Source organism: Faecalimonas umbilicata (assembly GCF_042846195.1).
GTDB lineage: Bacteria > Bacillota > Clostridia > Lachnospirales > Lachnospiraceae > Faecalimonas > Faecalimonas umbilicata.
Genome location: NZ_AP031411.1, coordinates 1,016,514 through 1,034,206, shown reverse-complemented (window position 1 = coordinate 1,034,206; position 17,693 = coordinate 1,016,514). Strand labels below are relative to the sequence as shown.

Annotated in this window: 18 protein-coding genes; 2 read left to right on the top strand and 16 right to left on the bottom strand. The window is 42.1% G+C overall.

The features are described 5' to 3' along the window. Nucleotides 1–137 precede the first annotated feature (137 nt). The 6 genes from ACGG81_RS04890 to ACGG81_RS04865 all read right to left on the bottom strand — a co-directional run bounded on the left by ACGG81_RS04890 (nt 138) and on the right by ACGG81_RS04865 (nt 7,298). Nucleotides 138–443 (bottom strand): hypothetical protein, encoded by a 306-nt coding sequence (locus ACGG81_RS04890; RefSeq protein ID WP_242990140.1) that lies wholly within the window; start codon nt 441–443, stop codon nt 138–140. Nucleotides 444–510: 67 nt separating this feature from the next. Then, nucleotides 511–1,299: a GTP-sensing pleiotropic transcriptional regulator CodY gene (gene codY, locus ACGG81_RS04885; protein ID WP_008976265.1), complete on the bottom strand. Its 789-nt coding sequence runs from the start codon at nt 1,297–1,299 to the stop codon at nt 511–513. Nucleotides 1,300–1,440: 141 nt separating this feature from the next. Next, on the bottom strand, nt 1,441–3,513 hold the full coding sequence (gene topA, locus ACGG81_RS04880) for a type I DNA topoisomerase (protein ID WP_120090728.1): 2,073 nt from the start codon (nt 3,511–3,513) through the stop codon (nt 1,441–1,443). Nucleotides 3,514–3,559: 46 nt separating this feature from the next. After that, on the bottom strand, nt 3,560–4,690 hold the full coding sequence (dprA, locus tag ACGG81_RS04875) for a DNA-processing protein DprA (RefSeq protein WP_016440170.1): 1,131 nt from the start codon (nt 4,688–4,690) through the stop codon (nt 3,560–3,562). Between the two features lie 15 nt (nt 4,691–4,705). Beyond that, nucleotides 4,706–6,259: a YifB family Mg chelatase-like AAA ATPase gene (locus ACGG81_RS04870; RefSeq protein ID WP_009262780.1), complete on the bottom strand. Its 1,554-nt coding sequence runs from the start codon at nt 6,257–6,259 to the stop codon at nt 4,706–4,708. A gap of 382 nt (nt 6,260–6,641) precedes the next feature. Then, complete coding sequence (locus tag ACGG81_RS04865) at nt 6,642–7,298, bottom strand: YesL family protein (protein WP_390109895.1); 657 nt, start codon at nt 7,296–7,298, stop codon at nt 6,642–6,644. A 192-nt stretch (nt 7,299–7,490) separates the two neighbouring features. On the opposite strand from ACGG81_RS04865, the gene sigK reads away from it, so the two are divergent. Further along, the gene (gene sigK, locus ACGG81_RS04860) at nt 7,491–8,117 is read left to right on the top strand and encodes an RNA polymerase sporulation sigma factor SigK (RefSeq protein ID WP_081636845.1); all 627 of its coding nucleotides are present in this window, start codon (nt 7,491–7,493) and stop codon (nt 8,115–8,117) included. A 74-nt stretch (nt 8,118–8,191) separates the two neighbouring features. On the opposite strand, the gene ACGG81_RS04855 is transcribed toward sigK, so the two are convergent. From ACGG81_RS04855 to mtaB, 8 genes are all read right to left on the bottom strand, one after another. Further along, the gene (locus ACGG81_RS04855; RefSeq protein WP_008976272.1) at nt 8,192–9,427 is read right to left on the bottom strand and encodes a peptidase U32 family protein; all 1,236 of its coding nucleotides are present in this window, start codon (nt 9,425–9,427) and stop codon (nt 8,192–8,194) included. Between the two features lie 33 nt (nt 9,428–9,460). Next, on the bottom strand, nt 9,461–10,111 hold the full coding sequence (locus ACGG81_RS04850) for an O-methyltransferase (RefSeq protein ID WP_009262783.1): 651 nt from the start codon (nt 10,109–10,111) through the stop codon (nt 9,461–9,463). Between the two features lie 79 nt (nt 10,112–10,190). Then, entirely contained in the window at nt 10,191–11,858 is a 1,668-nt protein-coding gene (locus tag ACGG81_RS04845; protein WP_008976274.1) for a ribonuclease J, read from the bottom strand. 23 nt (nt 11,859–11,881) lie between these two features. Further along, entirely contained in the window at nt 11,882–12,355 is a 474-nt protein-coding gene (locus ACGG81_RS04840; RefSeq protein WP_008976275.1) for a Fur family transcriptional regulator, read from the bottom strand. A gap of 42 nt (nt 12,356–12,397) precedes the next feature. After that, on the bottom strand, nt 12,398–12,658 hold the full coding sequence (locus ACGG81_RS04835; protein ID WP_008976276.1) for a DUF1292 domain-containing protein: 261 nt from the start codon (nt 12,656–12,658) through the stop codon (nt 12,398–12,400). A gap of 8 nt (nt 12,659–12,666) precedes the next feature. Beyond that, nucleotides 12,667–13,122, bottom strand: a complete 456-nt coding sequence (gene ruvX / locus ACGG81_RS04830; protein ID WP_117576332.1) for a Holliday junction resolvase RuvX — start codon at nt 13,120–13,122, stop codon at nt 12,667–12,669. A 6-nt stretch (nt 13,123–13,128) separates the two neighbouring features. Continuing rightward, on the bottom strand, nt 13,129–13,392 hold the full coding sequence (locus ACGG81_RS04825) for an IreB family regulatory phosphoprotein (RefSeq protein WP_009262785.1): 264 nt from the start codon (nt 13,390–13,392) through the stop codon (nt 13,129–13,131). Between the two features lie 111 nt (nt 13,393–13,503). Continuing rightward, the gene (gene mtaB, locus ACGG81_RS04820) at nt 13,504–14,820 is read right to left on the bottom strand and encodes a tRNA (N(6)-L-threonylcarbamoyladenosine(37)-C(2))-methylthiotransferase MtaB (protein WP_390109889.1); all 1,317 of its coding nucleotides are present in this window, start codon (nt 14,818–14,820) and stop codon (nt 13,504–13,506) included. Between the two features lie 145 nt (nt 14,821–14,965). On the opposite strand from mtaB, the gene ACGG81_RS04815 reads away from it, so the two are divergent. After that, nucleotides 14,966–15,196: an HPr family phosphocarrier protein gene (locus ACGG81_RS04815; protein ID WP_008976280.1), complete on the top strand. Its 231-nt coding sequence runs from the start codon at nt 14,966–14,968 to the stop codon at nt 15,194–15,196. Between the two features lie 118 nt (nt 15,197–15,314). Here the strand turns inward: ACGG81_RS04815 and thiI are convergent, their stop codons facing one another. Both thiI and ACGG81_RS04805 read right to left on the bottom strand, forming a co-directional pair. Then, nucleotides 15,315–16,496, bottom strand: coding sequence for a tRNA uracil 4-sulfurtransferase ThiI (thiI, locus tag ACGG81_RS04810; protein WP_008976281.1), 1,182 nt, complete (start codon nt 16,494–16,496; stop codon nt 15,315–15,317). A 29-nt stretch (nt 16,497–16,525) separates the two neighbouring features. Next, nucleotides 16,526–17,680: a cysteine desulfurase family protein gene (locus tag ACGG81_RS04805; RefSeq protein WP_016439261.1), complete on the bottom strand. Its 1,155-nt coding sequence runs from the start codon at nt 17,678–17,680 to the stop codon at nt 16,526–16,528. Nucleotides 17,681–17,693: the final 13 nt, after the last annotated feature.

Sequence of the window (17,693 nt, the reverse complement as noted above, 5' to 3'; positions counted from 1 at the left end):
TGCGAAAGCCTCAAAAGCTTTCCGCCCCACACAGTCTATCTGCACGGGGTGTCTGCGCCGCCTTTATTAGCACTCATTTTATTCGAGTGCTAATTTGCTTTACTAATAAAATAGCACTATGTTTTTCATTTGTCAACTCAGTTTATATTTATTTTATAAAATCCATTTTCAATTTGAAGAATCAGAATATTTCCGCTTTTTCCAAGGAATCTCTCTCTCACTCTTCCAACGCATTCTTCTGCCTCTTCTCCCAAAAAAACCGTGCAGCGATACGATACATCCAGCGAAATTTTTGAAAGATCTGTCTCCTCCAGATTCAAATATATGCACTCTGTCTTCGGATCATACATCAAAATGATTCCTTCATAGCTGTTCTCACTTTTTTCTTCCTTTGTTCCGATCAGTTCTTCCATCGATATTTTCGCTCTGCAATTTTCAAACATTATCTTTGCCCCTTTCCTGTCACAATCAGCGAAAGGGTATCAGTTCTGCCTCTGATACCCTTTTTTCTTATTCTCTATGCTTTGTATCTTTTTTCAAATTTTCCAGTTCTTTGAAAACAAAATCGTTGATGACACGAATATAAGTTCCTTTCATACCGGAAGAACGAGATTCGATCACTCCTGCGCTCTCAAACTTACGAAGTGCATTTACGATCACAGAACGGGTAATTCCTACACGGTCCGCAATTTTACTTGCCACAAGAATTCCTTCTGTTCCCTCCAGTTCATCAAAGATATGGATGATCGCCTCCATCTCCGAGAAGGAAAGAGTGCTGATCGCCGACTTGACAATCTGCTCTTTTCTGACCTCTTCTGCACTTTCTTCATTGACCGCGCGAAGCATCTCTAATCCTACAACAGTTGTTCCATACTCACTCAGAATAATATCATCGATCTCGTATAAAGAATCTCTCTTATAGATGAACAACGTTCCCAGTCTTTCATCTGCAATATTGATCGGCGTGATGATCGCCTGATAATTTCTTACATGTTCTGGTGAAAATCCAAGTGTCTGAAGATTCACATTTTCCTTTGTAGAAAGAATGCTTAACAATCTCTCATTTAACATCTCATCAATGTGTCCTCCGACCTCATTTGTAATCAGCTCCTGTATTTCATCGACTCCTTCGCATTTACTGATTCCAAGCACTTTTCCTTTTTTACTCACAACAAATACGTTAGAATTAAGAATCTCTGTCAACACTTCACAAATGTCATTGAATACAACTTTGCTTGAATTGTTATTGTGCAGAAGTTTATTAATTTTTCTTGTCTTGTCTAATAACTGTACGCTCATTTATTCGCCTCCGTTCACGACGTCCATCGTCTGTCTATTTTACTGCTTTTGTTTATTGTAGCAAATATATCCACAAAACGTCAAAACTCTTTTCACACGTCTATATTATCACGCATTTTCAAAAAATTCAACGGATTTTTTCTAATTCTTTTTATTATTTCTGACATATCCACATTTTTCATCTGCACAGACAATCTTATTTCCTTTTTCGATCATATATCCGCCACATTCCGGACATTTTTCCTTAGATGGCTTCTGCCATGACATAAATTCGCATTCCGGATTGTCCTCACATCCATAATACTTCCGACCTTTTTTTGTTTTGCGCAGCACAACTTCTTTTCCACAGAGCGGACATGGGACACCTATTTTTTCCAAATAAGGCTTTGTATTTCTGCATTCCGGGAATCCCGGGCATGCAAGGAATCTTCCATGTGGACCATACTTGATCACCATATTTCTTCCGCATTCCTCACAGATAACGTCAGTCACCTCATCCTCGATCTTAACACTTTCCAATTCTTTCTCTGCCACTTTTACAGCCTCATCAAGATCCGGATAGAAGTTGCGGATCACAGACTTCCATTCCACTTTTCCTTCCTCAACCATATCAAGCAGCCCTTCCATATTGGCAGTAAAGTTCACATCAACAATACTTGGGAATGATTGTTTCATCATGTTATTTACAACTTCTCCAAGTTCGGTCAGATAGAGGTTCTTATTTTCTTTCGAAACATATCGTCTTGCGATGATTGTAGAGATTGTCGGTGCATACGTACTCGGCCGTCCAATCCCCAGTTCTTCCAGTGTCTTTACCAGTGCTGCTTCTGTATAGTGTGCCGGCGGCTGTGTAAAATGCTGTTTTTCTTCCAACGCTTCTTTTGTCAGAACAGAATCTTGATCCAATCCTTTCACAAGCAGATTGCTCGCCATCTTTTCTTCGTCTGACTCCACATAAGCGATGCGGAATCCTTCAAACACAACTTTTGAAGTTGATACTGAAAATTGATATGCTCCCGCGCCAATTTTTACAGAAGTAGATTCAAATTTCGCCGGCTGCATCCTGCTTGCTGCAAACCGCTTCCAGATCAACTGATACAACCGAAACTGATCTCTTGTCAGAGATTCTTTCACAGAAGCCGGTGTCCTGCTAAGATCTGTCGGTCGAATCGCCTCGTGGGCATCCTGAATCTTTTTCTCAGAAGCTTTCTTCTTTTCTCCCTCTGCCACAAAATTTTCTCCATAAACTTCTCGGATATATTCTCTTGCCGCTGCATCTGCCTCATCCGAAATCCTTGTGGAATCCGTACGGAGGTATGTGATAATACCAATCGTACCACTGCCTTTGATATCAACTCCCTCGTACAATTGCTGCGCAATCCGCATCGTCTTCTGCGTAGCAAAGTTCAGTACCTTTGACGCTTCCTGCTGCAGTGTACTTGTCGTAAACGGAAGTGGCGCTTTCTTCAGACGCTCACTTACTTTCACTTCATCTACAAAGAATTTTTCGTGCTCAATTTCACGGACAATCTGATCCATCTCTTCTTTCGAATGAATGGTCATTTTTTTCTTATCTTTCCCGTAGAAACTTGCCACAAGCGGCTTTTTCTCACCTTCAACATGGATCGTTGCATCAAGTGTCCAGTATTCTTCCGGAATAAATGCATCAATTTCTTCTTCACGATCAGCAATAATGCGAAGCGCCACAGACTGTACTCTCCCTGCACTTAATCCCCTCTTTACTTTCGCCCAAAGCAGCGGACTGATCTTGTACCCTACCATCCGGTCTAACGCACGCCTTGCCTGCTGTGCATCAACCAGGTTCATATTGATCTCCCGCGCATCTTTGATAGACGCCTTCACCGCATTCTTCGTGATCTCATTGAAGCTGATACGGTACACTTTCTTTCCTTCCAGCTTCAGCGCTACATACAAATGCCACGAAATTGCCTCTCCCTCACGGTCAGGGTCAGTTGCGAGATAAATTTTATCTGCCTTCTTCACTTCTTTTCTAAGATTCGCAAGAATATCTCCTTTCCCGCGGATTGTAATGTATTTAGGCTCAAAATCATTTTCTACATCAATTCCAAGCTGGCTCTTTGGCAGATCTCTCACATGTCCCTGGGATGCTGTCACAACATAATTACTTCCCAGAAATTTTTTAATTGTCTTAACTTTTGCAGGCGATTCTACAATCACAAGATAACGTGCCATAAACTACTCCTTTATTTCTGTCCCTTTATTTCGATTTCTTTTCTTTCTACCAATTTCCTCTCACATAGTATCCTTTGGAAATTTCTTTGATCTTTCCATTCATTTCCAAAGAAACAAGCTGCCTCATCAGCTCTGGAATCGACAGCTTTGTTTCCGCCAGTATCTGGCCGATACTCTTCGGGTTCAAATCGAGACAACTATACACTATATTCTGTTCAGTTTCAAGTATTATTTTTGTTTCTGTCAAATTCTTCACAAAATTTCCACAAATATTCAGTTCCTCTAAAAGCTCTTCCGGTGATAAAATAATCCCCGCTCCCTGCTTGATCAGACGGTTGCAGCCTCTGCTCAATTGGCTGTCCACACTGCCCGGAAGTGCATATACATCTTTCCCCTGCTCCAGCGCCATATCAGCTGTAATCAGCGACCCGCTCCGTTCTCTCGCCTCAATGATGATCACCACATCTGCCAACCCACTGATCAACCGGTTTCTCGCCGGAAAATACTGTGCAAGCGGCGGACTCCCCGGTTGTTGTTCTGACAAAATTCCTCCATATTTTTTTAAATCTTCATAGAGTCCTCGATTCTCTTTTGGATAGCAAATATCCACACCGCTTCCAAGAATACCAAATGTTCCTCCGCTTCCGTGGATTGCCCCTCTTTGACCTGCTGCGTCGATTCCTCTTGCCATCCCACTGATCACAGAAATCCCCGCTTCACTCAATATTTTTCCAATCTTTCTTGCATAAGTTTCCCCATAATACGTACAGTTTCTGGCGCCGACAATTGCCGCAGTCCTTCTTCCCTTTTCCGGAAGTTTTCCCATCACATAGAGCGCATAAGGCGGTGAAGAAATGTTCCTTAATCTGTCCGGGTATTTTTCCTGTTCATATGTGACAAGCGCAATCCCTTTTTTTTGCCATTCTGCAACAATTTCTTTGCTCCATCGCCGTTTTCCTTCTTGTATGATCTGCGTGATCGTCTCCGCCTTTTCCTCTGTCCACTTCTCTTTTAACCTCTTCTTCAGTGCTGTTTCTTCTATATAATATAGCGTGTTTTTTTGAGGAAATTCCTTTGTCAGCTGTATTTTTTCCCTGTTTCCGATTCCCTTTAATCCCGCAAACCAAAAACGAAATAGTTCATCTTGTTCTATCTGATTCTCTCTTTGTTTTTCCACATTATTCCTCCACCCTTATCTCCAATATTTCTGATCCATTGTACGGTAAATCAACGCTTCATCCAAATGGGTCGATTCAATCTTTTCACTGCCTTCCAGATCTGCGATCGTCCTTGCTACCCGAAGTACTTTATAGTAGGAACGGGCAGTCAACTGAAGCGTCTCAAAACTTCTTTTCATCTTTTCTTTTCCCTCCGGATCCAATTCACAATGCTCCATCAGTGTTTTGACGGATACCCTTCCATTTGTCTGCTTCTTCTGCCCCTCATATCGTTTCTTTTGAATCTCTCGCGCTGCACATACTCGCGCACGGATAATATCGGATGTCTCCTCCTCATCGGTTTGGATCAGGCTCTCATACCGCACCTTCGGTACATCTACGCAAAGATCGATCCGATCAAGCAGTGGTCCGCTGATTCTGCCTAAATAATTGCGGATTTCCTGTTCACTGCACCGACATCGATTGTAATCCGGAAACTGTCCGCATGGACACGGATTCATTGCCGCCACTACAATCGTATCTGCCGGAAATAAATAGCTTCCTCCATTTCTGACAATATGAATCTTCTGTTCTTCCAACGGTTCTCTTAACGCCTCCAGCACATCTTTTCGAAATTCTGCCGCCTCATCCAAAAACAGACATCCACCATGACTTAAGCTCAATTCTCCCGGAACAGGATGCAAACCTCCTCCTACAAGCGCAGCCTTTGTGACCGTGTGATGTACCGCGCGAAATGGACGAGCTAAAATCAGAGGCCGTTTTTCATCCAAAAATCCTGCAACACTATACACTTTCGAAATCTCTATGCATTCCTCCATCGAAAGCGGAGGAAAGATGGTTGGAATCCGTCTTGCTACCATCGTTTTTCCAGAACCTGGCGGTCCGATCAGCAAAAGATTATGTTCTCCTGCAACTGCGATTTCTGCCGCCCGCTTTACAAATGTCTGCCCTTTGATCTCGCTAAAATCCTCTGAACCCTGACATCTATCCTCAACTTCTATATTCCGCTCTCCCGACACTTTATGATTTTTCCAGACAATTTTCTCACCCTCCTGTTCTATTTTTTTTGCAACTTCAATCAGTTCTGTCAATTTTGACACACCGATCACTTCCATCCCTGTGATACTTCTCCCTTCCTGTTCATTCTCCTTTGGAATCATGCAGCGGACGCATCCATGTTCTTTCGCTTCCAGAAGAATTGGGAGAATCCCGGGAACTTTTTTCACACCACCATCGAGACTTAACTCTCCGATTATAAGTACATTTACAAGCGTTTCCTGACTGATCACCCCATTGGCTGCAAGCACTGCTGCCGCGATTGGGAGGTCAAATGCTGCTCCTCTTTTTCTTACATTTGCCGGAGAAAGATTGATCACTACCTTTCTTGGCGGAATCTGTATGCCGCTGTTTTTTACTGCCGTGCGAACACGCTCTGCCGACTCTTTTACTTCCGATGCAAGATGACCTACCATATGAAAAAATGGAAGTCCATTTCCCACATCTGCCTCCACATGGATAAACTCTGCCTGCATTCCCTGCAGAGATGCTGATAAAACTGTGCTAAACAAAGCCGATACCACTCCTTCCCAAATCGCACTGCGTATCTTCTCTTAACCTCTTTTATTTCTGTACAAAAATAAGAACCGCACATGCGATTTTCTTTCTTTTTTCTTGTGTTTCCATACTATTTTTAATCGTTGATTTTCTGGCAGAAACGCCGGAATAATTCTGAAAGAGATGTTTTCAGAATGATTTTCTTTACTATAACATATCTTTTTTGTTTATGCTACATAAGGGTTATAATATTTTTATGAATAATTACAGTTTTCCATGCAATCGCTTGCATTTTCTCTCTAACGCAAATACGTCCCGTGCAGAAACACTTTCTGCCGGAACGTATCATTTTCTTATCTTCTTTTCTCTGCTTTTTACAAATATTCGTAAAATTTGTTATGCTTCTTCTGTCTCTACTTCGGGTTCTTCCACACGCTCATATTTCGAAAAGATCTTCCGGTAAATATACGATGTGACAAATGCCAGAAACGAAAATCCAGTCATGAACCAGAATGCAAGTGCTGTGATCATTGCCCGTGCACTGAAAAACGTCACAAACAGTACTAAAATATTGACTCCAAAAAGAAGTAATGTGAACGGAAAACTGCCGATACCGATCAACAGAGCATTTTTGAAAATCTGCTTCATTGTCGCGTGAAATCGTGCAATATAAGGGAAAATATACATTGCAATCATCAGATAAACAAAAGACATTGCATAAATGGTCACCCCAAATGCTTTTCCAAATCCGCCTTCCAGTCCCATCGCAAACCTGATGTCTACAAAAAGCACTGTTCCAACTAAAAGTATCACTAACCATGCGATCGTACTCTGTTTGAAATTCTCTTTAAATCCTTTTAGAAATCCTTTGGCAATATAACTTTCTTCGTTCTTTACCGCCTTCAATGTTACAGAATACAGCGCCGTCCACGAAGCACCGATCGTTACGATCGGAATGCTGCATAAAAGGAATAAAAAATTGAGGATGACCAAATCGGCTACCCTTCCCAAAAATCTCCAGACAATATTGTCTGTGTCAAATAATCTGCCCATACAATCCCGCCATTCATATAATTTTTGCGGCAGCTGCCGCCCTTCACTTTGTCAGACATAATTATATGATAGCACGTTCTCCTTTGATAGTAAACAGACATTTTGATGCTTTTTTCTCTGTTTTCATGTGGAAAAGCACAAATCTTCTCTCCAGCACATAAGCTATATTAAATATGCTTAGAGGTGCTTATCTTGAAATCATTTCCAACTCCCCTCACTTCTGCTGAGGAACAATATTACATGCAAAAATACACAGAGGGCGACCTTGAAGCAAAACACATCCTGATCGAACACAATCTCCGGCTTGTAGCACATATTGTCAAAAAATATCAACGTCCGGAGGAAGACAATGAAGATCTGATCTCCATCGGAACCGTAGGACTGATCAAAGCAGTCATCACCTTTAATCCCGAAAAAGGAAATCGACTTTCCACTTATGCAGCCCGCTGTATTGAAAATGAAATTCTGATGATGCTTCGCTCTAGAAAAAAATCCTCCCGGGAAATCTCTCTCTACGAACCGATCGGTACTGACCGGGAAGGCAATGAGATTCAGCTGTTTGATGTCATGGAGACAACAGATGAAGATATCCACGAGAAAATCAATCTCAAAGACGATGTACGCACTTTATACGAAAAAGTAGAATCCGAATTATCTGACCGGGAACGGCTCGTTCTGAAAATGCGCTACGGACTTTACAATGAGGAAGAATACACGCAGCGTGAAATCGCAAAAAGGCTTGGAATTTCCCGCTCTTACGTATCACGCATTGAAAAAAGCGCCGTGGAAAAATTGCGCAGCTTCTTTCCGGAATCTTGACAGAATACTAAGAAACCGAAAGCAAAGGCTCATTTTCACTGAAAATGCTTGCCGCTTTCGGTTTCCTCATCACATTATACTTCTTTCGCTTCCTGTCTTCTTAAAATATCATACTGCTCTAACGGCATTCCCAGATCTACATACAATACTTGTTTTGGATGCGGAGCGCTTTCCTGCTCATTGCCATCCTCATCTAAGATCCGCTTCACTTCCACACTAATATTTTCGCCATTCGGTTTCATCACTTCGATCGTCTCTCCGACAGAGAACTTATTTCTCTGTTCGATACGGTAAGTGCCATCACGCTCTTCCCCTACGATTCCAAGATAGGTATACTCTTTCACATAAGTATTGCTGTCATAGATCTGTGTTGTCTCATCCGGCTTTCCAAAGAAAAATCCTGTCGTAAACTGCCGATAAGTACAATTAGAGATCTGCTCCAGATACCATGGCATATTTTTCTCATAGAGTGCCGGATCCTTCTGATAGTCGTCAATCGCCTTGCGGTATGTTCTTGCAACCGTTGCTACATAGAGTGCGGTCTTCATACGTCCCTCGATCTTCAGACTGTCAATGCCCGACTCTAAAATTTCCGGGATATGCTGGATCATACAGAGGTCCTTGGAGTTAAAAATATAAGTTCCTCTCTCATTTTCATATACCGGCATATATTCTCCTGGTCTGGTCTCCTCAACCACAGAATATTTCCATCTGCATGGATGGGTACATGCTCCCCGGTTTGCATCTCTTCCGGTGAAATAGTTGCTGAGCAGGCATCTTCCGGAATAAGAAATGCACATCGCCCCATGGACAAATGTCTCAATTTCCAGCTCATCCGGAATATTTGCCCGAATCTCTCTAATTTCCTCCAGAGACAATTCCCTTGCTGATACGACACGAGATGCCCCCAGCTTATGCCAGAAATTATAAGTCGCATAGTTTGTATTATTTGCCTGCGTACTGATGTGACGCTCAATCTCCGGACAGATTTCCTTTGCAATCTCAAATACACCAGGATCGGCAATGATCAATGCGTCTGGTTTAATCTCTTTTAACTCTTTAAAATATTCTCGTACCCCTGAAAGATCCTCATTATGTGCGAGAATATTGGCAGTTACATATACTTTTACATCGTGTTCATGTGCAAATGCGATTCCCTCCTTCATTTCCTCCATGGAAAAGTTTTTCGCTTTCGCTCGAAGTCCGAATGCTTCTCCTCCAATGTAAACCGCATCAGCTCCAAACATAACGGCTGTCTTTAATACTTCCAGGCTGCTCGCCGGAATCAATAATTCTGGATGTCTTGCCATATATTTTTCCTTTCTGTACAACTTGTTTCTTTTCTATTTTTCTCCAATCTTTACACTGACTGTTGCTCCGTCCCCGATCGGAACTATAGACGTCAGCAGTCTGTCATCATGCTTTAATGCATACAGATATTCCCTCATTCGGCTATGGATCGTCCGATTCCTGCGCTCCACTGCGAAGCGAGATTCAATGATATCTCCTTCCTGAAGCACATTGTCCGATACGAGGACGCCTCCCGGATTCAAAAGACGCATCACTTCCGGCAGATAATAAATATACTGTCCTTTTGCCGCATCCATAAAAATAAAATCATACGGCTCTTTTAAGGACTGCATCACTTCCATCGCATCTCCTTCCAGAAGTGTGATCTGTTTTTCTTTTCCTGCCCGCCTGAAATTTTCACGGGCAATCGGAATCCGTTTCTCATATTTTTCAATTGTTGTGATCTCACATTCCTCTGTCACATATTCACTCATCAGAATTGCAGAAAATCCGACAGCCGTTCCAACCTCTAAAATCCGCTTCGGTTTCTGCATCGCAAGCAGTACTTTCAGAAAGCTCTGCATCTCCTTCCGGATGATCGGTACATAAGTATCCAGCGCCTCCTGCTCGATCTGCTCCAAAATCGCTGTGTTTTCTGTGTCAAGAGAATTAATGAACGTCACCATTCTTTCATCTACAATCATATGCCTTCTCCTCTGTTTCTGAATTGCAAAACCTCAGAAAATAAGGCGGAGAACCAAAATCCTCCGCCCTTCTTTCCTTCTATACATCCATAATGATCGGAAGGATCATCGGACGTCTCTTAGTCCGCTTCCAGATAAAATCATTCATCGTATCGCGGATCACTAATTTAATTCTGCTCCAGTCTGCATTGCGATTGTTTCTCAAACAGTTCTCAAGCGCATCGGAAAGTACCTGTCTTGCCTCTTCCATCAGCCCTTCGGACTCCCTTACATAGACAAACCCTCTCGAAACAATGTCTGGTCCTGCAAGGAGCTGATTGGTTCCCTTCTCCAGTGTCAGGACTACGATCAGTATACCATCTTCTGCCAAATGCTGACGATCACGTAATACAATATTTCCAACATCGCCAACACCGAGTCCGTCTACAAGGATTGCTCCCGTCTGTACTTTGTCTACAACCTTTGCACTTTGATTATCCAGCGCCAGTACCTCTCCGGATTTGAGGATGAATACATTTTCCTTCGGAATGCCAAGCGCTGTCGCAATTCCTGCATTTGCCTTCAAATGACGATATTCTCCATGAACCGGAATCGCATATTTTGGTTTCACAAGAGAATAGATCAATTTCAACTCTTCCTGACAGGCATGCCCGGATACGTGTGCATCCTGGAAAATAACATCTGCACCCTTCTGGGAAAGTTCATTGATCACCCTTGACACTGCCTTTTCATTTCCCGGGATTGGGTTTGAACTGAAAATAACTGTATCTCCCGGCTTGATGCTGACCTTCTTATGAATATCTGCTGCCATACGGGATAATGCCGCCATAGACTCTCCCTGGCTTCCTGTTGTGATCAGAACCGTCTTCTCATCCGGATAATTCTTCAGCTGATCGATCTCGATCAATGTCTTGTCCGGCACATTCAGATACCCAAGCTCTGATGCTGTGGAAATAATGTTGACCATGCTCCGTCCTTCCACGACAACTTTTCTGTCATACTTATAGGCAGAGTTAATGATCTGCTGTACACGGTCTACATTCGATGCGAAAGTGGCAATAATAATCCTTGTATTTCTATGTTCTGCAAAAATCTGGTCAAAGGTCTTTCCAACTGTCCGCTCTGACATCGTAAATCCCGGGCGCTCTGCATTTGTACTGTCTGACATCAGCGCAAGCACACCTTTCTTTCCGATCTCAGCAAATCTCTGAAGATCGATCGCATCTCCAAATACCGGAGTGTAATCGACTTTAAAGTCACCTGTATGCACAACGATTCCTGCCGGCGAATAAATTGCAAGCGCAGAAGCATCTGCGATACTGTGATTTGTCTTAATGAATTCAATCCGGAACTGCCCCAGATTGATTGACTGTCCGTGACGTACAACCTTTCTTCTTGTACAGCGGAGCAGGTTGTGCTCCTTTAATTTATTTTCAATGATTCCCATCGTAAGCTTTGTCGCATAGATTGGAAGATTCATCTCTTTTAATACATAAGATAATGCTCCGATGTGATCCTCATGTCCGTGGGTAATGACAAATCCTTTCACCTTTTGGATATTATCCTTCAAATAAGTGATATCCGGGATCACAAGGTCGATTCCTAGCATATCATCCTCCGGGAATGCCAGTCCACAGTCTACTACAATAATACTGTCCTCATATTCAAAGGCAGTAATGTTCATTCCGATCTGCTCAAGTCCTCCGAGCGGAATGATCTTTAATTTTGAATTGCTCTCTCTTTTCAAAAGCTACACCTCCATGTTTCATTCTACTTTCTTTTCTCTGCACTTTCTCTTTCTGCACATTCTTTACATTGTCCGTAGAATTTCAACTCGTGGTCCAGAACATGGAAATCCGTTTTCCTCTCAATATAACTTTCCAGCTCCTCTAAGAGATCATCTTCAAAAGACCATACTTTTCCACAACTTTTACATATCAAATGATGATGATGATGCTTTCCTTCCCCGCCTTCGATCAGGGTTCCGATTTCATATCTGACACATCCATCATCCAGATTAATCCGATCCACCAATTGCAATTCCAGTAACAACTGTACCGTCCGGTATACGGTCGCCAATCCAATTTCAGGATAGTCGACTTTCACCAGTTCATAAATGTCCTCCGCTGTCATATGCTCACCACGATGTTTTTCAAGCACCTCAAGTACAAGCAGTCTCTGGTTTGTCACTTTCAGTCCCTGCTCTTTTAATATTTTCTTAAACGCTTCCTGGTTTAATGTCATATGCCACCTCATCTGCAAAGTTCTATACTCAAATGTATCTAACTACATTTCAATATCAACGTCTTCTAATAATTCTTCAAATACTTTTGAAACTGCAAGAAGTTCTGTATCATCTTCCACAACTTCATATACACTTTCATCCTCTTCTACTTTACTTAAATCCTTCAAGATCAGACATTCTGCATCATCTTCTTCAGAATCTGTAACAAGAATATATGTCACACCGCCTAATTTTGTCTGTTCTAACACAAAAAATTCTACTGCCTGATCTTCTCCTTCAAATGTAAATGTAATCTTTTCCATAAAAACTCCTACACTTCTTCCATATCCTCGTCTGACTTCTGTCTGAAATAAACAGAATCCAGATATCCCTGCAAGATAAAAACTGCCGCGATCTTATCTACATATTTCTTGCGGTCTTCTCTTCGTACGTTATTTTCGATCAATGTCCGTTCTGCCTCGACGGTTGTCAGGCGCTCATCCCACATCGTAACCGGAAGTGCTGTTCTCCGCTCAAGCATCTCCTTGAATTCCAGCGACTTCTCTGCCCGGTCACCGACAGTGTTGTTCATATTCTTTGGGAAGCCAAGAACAATCTCCTCGACCTGGTATTCCTGCGCAAGTGCCTCAATACGAGCCAGTGTCTTTCTTAGCTTGTTCTCTTCCTTCCTGCAGATTGTTTCAATTCCCTGGGCAGTAAGACCTAAAGGGTCACTGATTGCGACCCCCACCGTCTTAGACCCATAATCCAGTCCCATAATCCTCATACGATATTATTCCCATCCGTGATGCTCGATATACGCTTTCAGCATCTCCTCTACAAGCTCGTCCCGCTCCATCTTCATGATCAGACTTCTCGCGCCATTGTGACTTGTGATGTAAGTCGGATCTCCTGACATAATATACCCTACGATCTGATTTACCGGGTTGTATCCTTTTTCTTTCAGTGCCCCATACACGATCTCAAGAATGTCTTTCGCCTTGATCTGTGGTCCGGTCTCCACGTGAAAGAACTGTGTATTGCTCAAATCTTTCATCTTTTCTTCCTCCGTTTCATACATTTCTATTCTAATATAAATGTACCAAAAATACAATGAATATTTTGTGAAGGATTTTTAAAATGATTCTCAAAATAAAGTTTTCTACTTTTACAATGCATCCACTGTCCATGCATCTTTTCCGACAGTCACTCTTAGTAACCTGCCAGATAAGTTTTCATCAGACAAGATTGCCAGCCTGATATATTCCTTCGTATGTCCGATCCAATATGTCTTTCCGTCTTTCTCCATCTGTTCCTCTACAAGAATTTCTGTCTCTTTGCCCGAAAATTGTTCCTCATAAGCTTTCCGGTTCCGTTCATTCAATGCAAGTAACTTGTTACTCCTTTTTGTCTTCTCCGGCTCCGGCACTTGATTCGGCATTACCGCAGCCTTTGTTCCCTGACGCTTTGAATATTTAAAAATATGCGTCTCATAAAAATTTACTTTTTCTACAAATGCCCTTGACTCTTCAAATTCTTCTTCGGTCTCTCCCGGGAATCCGACGATTATGTCTGTAGTCAATGCCGGATTTTCAAAATATTTACGGAGCAGCATACATTTTTCAAAATATTCTTCTGCTGAATATCTTCGGTTCATCCGCTTTAAAGTCTCCTCGCAGCCACTTTGCAATGACAGATGAAAATGCGGACAGATTTTTGGAAGTGCAGACAGCGCCGACGCAAATTCTTCTGTGATAATGCGGGGTTCCAACGATCCGAGTCGGATTCTCTCGATTCCTTCGATTGCATGAACCGCCTGGATCAGCGAAAGTAACGTTTCCTTTTCTTCAAAGTCAACTCCGTAAGAACTCAGATGAATTCCTGTGAGCACAACTTCCTTATAGCCATTGGTCGCAAGTGCACTCACTTCTTCCACAACTTCTTCTTTTCTTCTGCTTCTGACACGACCTCTCATGTATGGGATGATGCAGTATGTACAAAACTGGTTACAGCCGTCCTGTACTTTAATATATGCCCGTGTGTGTTCTGCAGTCTTGGTCAGATGGAGTTCTTCGTATTCTTTCGTGTGATTGATATCAATGACTTCCTGCTGCACAAACACACCGTCTGCTTCTTTTCGTTTCTGCTCATACTCCTCAAGAATCTCGATCAAATTCTGCTTCTTATTATTTCCGATGACAATATCAATACATTCATCGATCTTATCGCTGTTTTCCTGCGCCTGCACATAACATCCCGCCGCCACAACGATTGCATCCGGATTCATCTTTTTTGCTCGGTGGATCATCTGTCTTGACTTTCTGTCAGCCATATTGGTCACCGTACATGTGTTGATAATATAGATATCCGCCCCTTCCTGAAACGGAACAATCTCATAGCCATTCTGCTCCAACAGTTCCTGCATCGCCTCTGTCTCGTATGCATTGACTTTACATCCAAGATTATGTAATGCTGCTTTTTTCATCTTTTTTCCCTTTCTTTTTCTGCTTCTATGTAATTGTTATCCAAAATCACGAAAATTTCTCCATTTCTTTGGCACTTTGTTCCTTGACTTTTATACCCCCAAACTTTAAGATAAGGGTAGAACAAAATTCAAGGAGGATTATTCAATGAAAACAGTACAAATTTCATTAAATTCAATCGACAAAGTAAAATCTTTCGTAAACGAAATCACAAAATTTGATCACGATTTCGACTTAGTATCCGGAAGATATGTGATTGACGCAAAATCTATCATGGGTATTTTCAGCTTAGACTTATCAAAACCGATCGACTTAAACATCCACGCTGAAAAAGACCTTGATACTATTTTAGAAGCGCTTGCTCCATACTTAGTATAAGTTTTCAACAGTCACCTACGACTTTGATAAAGAAGTATACAGATATTCTTCGGAATGTCTGTAAGAAAATATAGATATGTTCCGGCCGGCTCCGGTCAGGAACATATCTATTTTTTTACTATTTTACAACAATCGTCTCCACAGTGTTCACAGCTGCCTCAAACAGTTCATCAATCTTTTCTGCAAGATTTTCTTCTGATCTGCGGATCACATTGATATTCGGTTTTGTCACCGGATGTTTTGCGACAAAGATCGTACAACAATCCTCAAACGGAAGAATAGACGTCTCGTAAGTATCGATTTTCTCTGCAATCTCCACGATTTCCTGCTTGTCAAATCCAATCACCGGACGGTATACCGGCAGTGTACATACATCATTGGTTGCTGCCAGACTCTGCATCGTCTGGCTCGCCACCTGTCCGATACTCTCCCCTGTGATCAACCCAAGGCATCCGCTCTCTTTTGCAAAATGTTCTGCAATCTTCATCATATAACGACGCATAATAATCGTCAGCTCATCATGCGGACACTTATCATAAATATACAGCTGAATGTCTGTAAAGTTGACAATGTGCAACTTAATCGGTCCTGAATACTTTGCCACTAATTTCGCAAGATCGATTACTTTCTGTTTTGCACGCTCACTTGTATACGGTGGTGCATGGAAATAAGTTGCCTCCAGCCCGACTCCTCTCTTGGAAATCATATAACCTGCTACCGGGCTGTCAATCCCACCGGAGAGCAGAAGCATCGCCTTTCCGTTTGTTCCCACCGGCATTCCACCTGGTCCCGGAATGATTTCTGAATAAATGTAGATCTGTTCGCGGATTTCGATATTAAGCTTGATCTCTGGCTTGTGCACATCTACCTTGATTTCTGGAAATGCCTCTAAAATAGCCTCTCCAAGATCGCAGTTGATCTCCATAGAATTCTTCGGATAACTCTTCTTGCCTCTTCTTGCCTCTACTTTAAATGTTGTATTTTTATCTGGATACATCTGATCCATATAATCTACAACATCTTTTTTTAATTGTTCAAATCCCTGGTCTTCCACATGGACTACCGGACAGATTCCCACGATTCCAAAAACTCTCTTTAAACTTGCGACAGTCTCCTCGTAGTCATACTCTCCTTCACATTCTACATAGATTCTCCCCTGAGATTTGTGGATATCAAAAGTTCCATCCACATCTTTCAGCGCATAACGCATCTGACGGATCAAGGCATCCTCAAAAAGATATCTGTTTTTCCCTTTGATCCCGATTTCTCCGTATTTTATCAAAAATGCATGAAATATCATTTTTCTTATCCTTTCTTTTGCATATTATATCAATGTCTTGTATACCTTCTCAGCATCGGTACACAATTATATAATGTTTCCAGTGTATAGTCAATTTCCTCTTCGGTTGTAAATTCGGAAAGACTGAATCGAAGCGTCGCATCGAGGTATTCTTTCTTCACACCGATTCCTTTCAGCACACCGCTGATTGCCGGATGATTTGATGCACAGGCAGAACCAGAGGACACATAGATTCCTTTGTCTTCCAACGTATGAAGCAGCACTTCACTTCGGATTCCAGCTACACCGACACTGATAATATGCGGCGCACTCGTCTCATCTGTCACTCCATGGATTACTACATCATCGATTTTCTGGATTCCTTCAATGAACCGATTTTTCAGCGCACGCATCTTTGCGGTCTTTTCATCCAAATCCGTATAAATCTCTTTGACGGCTCTTCCAAGTCCAGCAATCCCCGGAACATTCTCCGTGCCGGAACGAATATTTTTCTGCTGTTCTCCTCCGAAAATAATCGGATGGATCTTCACCTTCTCGTTGATATAAAGCGCTCCGATTCCTTTCGGTCCGTGGATTTTATGTCCGCTCACAGACATCATATCAACCCCGATCCGCTTTGGATAAATCCGATATTTTCCAAATCCTTGAACTGCATCCACATGAAATAAAATTTTATTGTTGTACCCCTTAATGATACGCGCTGCTTCCTCAATTGGTTGAACCGCTCCCATCTCATTATTCACATACATGATCGATACGAGGATTGTCTCCTCACAGAGCGCTTCCTGCAGTGCGGAAAGCTTCACCTTTCCTTCTGCATCCACAGGAAGATACGTCACGCGAAATCCTTCTTCTTCAAGATAATGCATCGTATTTAAAATTGCCGGATGCTCGATGGACGAAGTGATCAGATGTCTCCCTGCCCGATGATTTGCCCTTGCAGCACCGATCAGCGCAAGGTTATCGCTCTCAGTTCCTCCGGAAGTAAAAAAGATTTCTTTTTCCTGCACTTTCATCGCCTTTGCAATGATTTCCTTTGCTTCCTTGATATATTGTTCTGCCTCGACTCCTTTTCTGTGCATAGAAGATGGATTTCCGTAATCTTCACACATTACTTTTCCAACAATGTCCCGCACACATTCATAACACTTTGTTGTCGCCGAATTGTCCAGATATATTTCCATAGTTTTCTCCTGT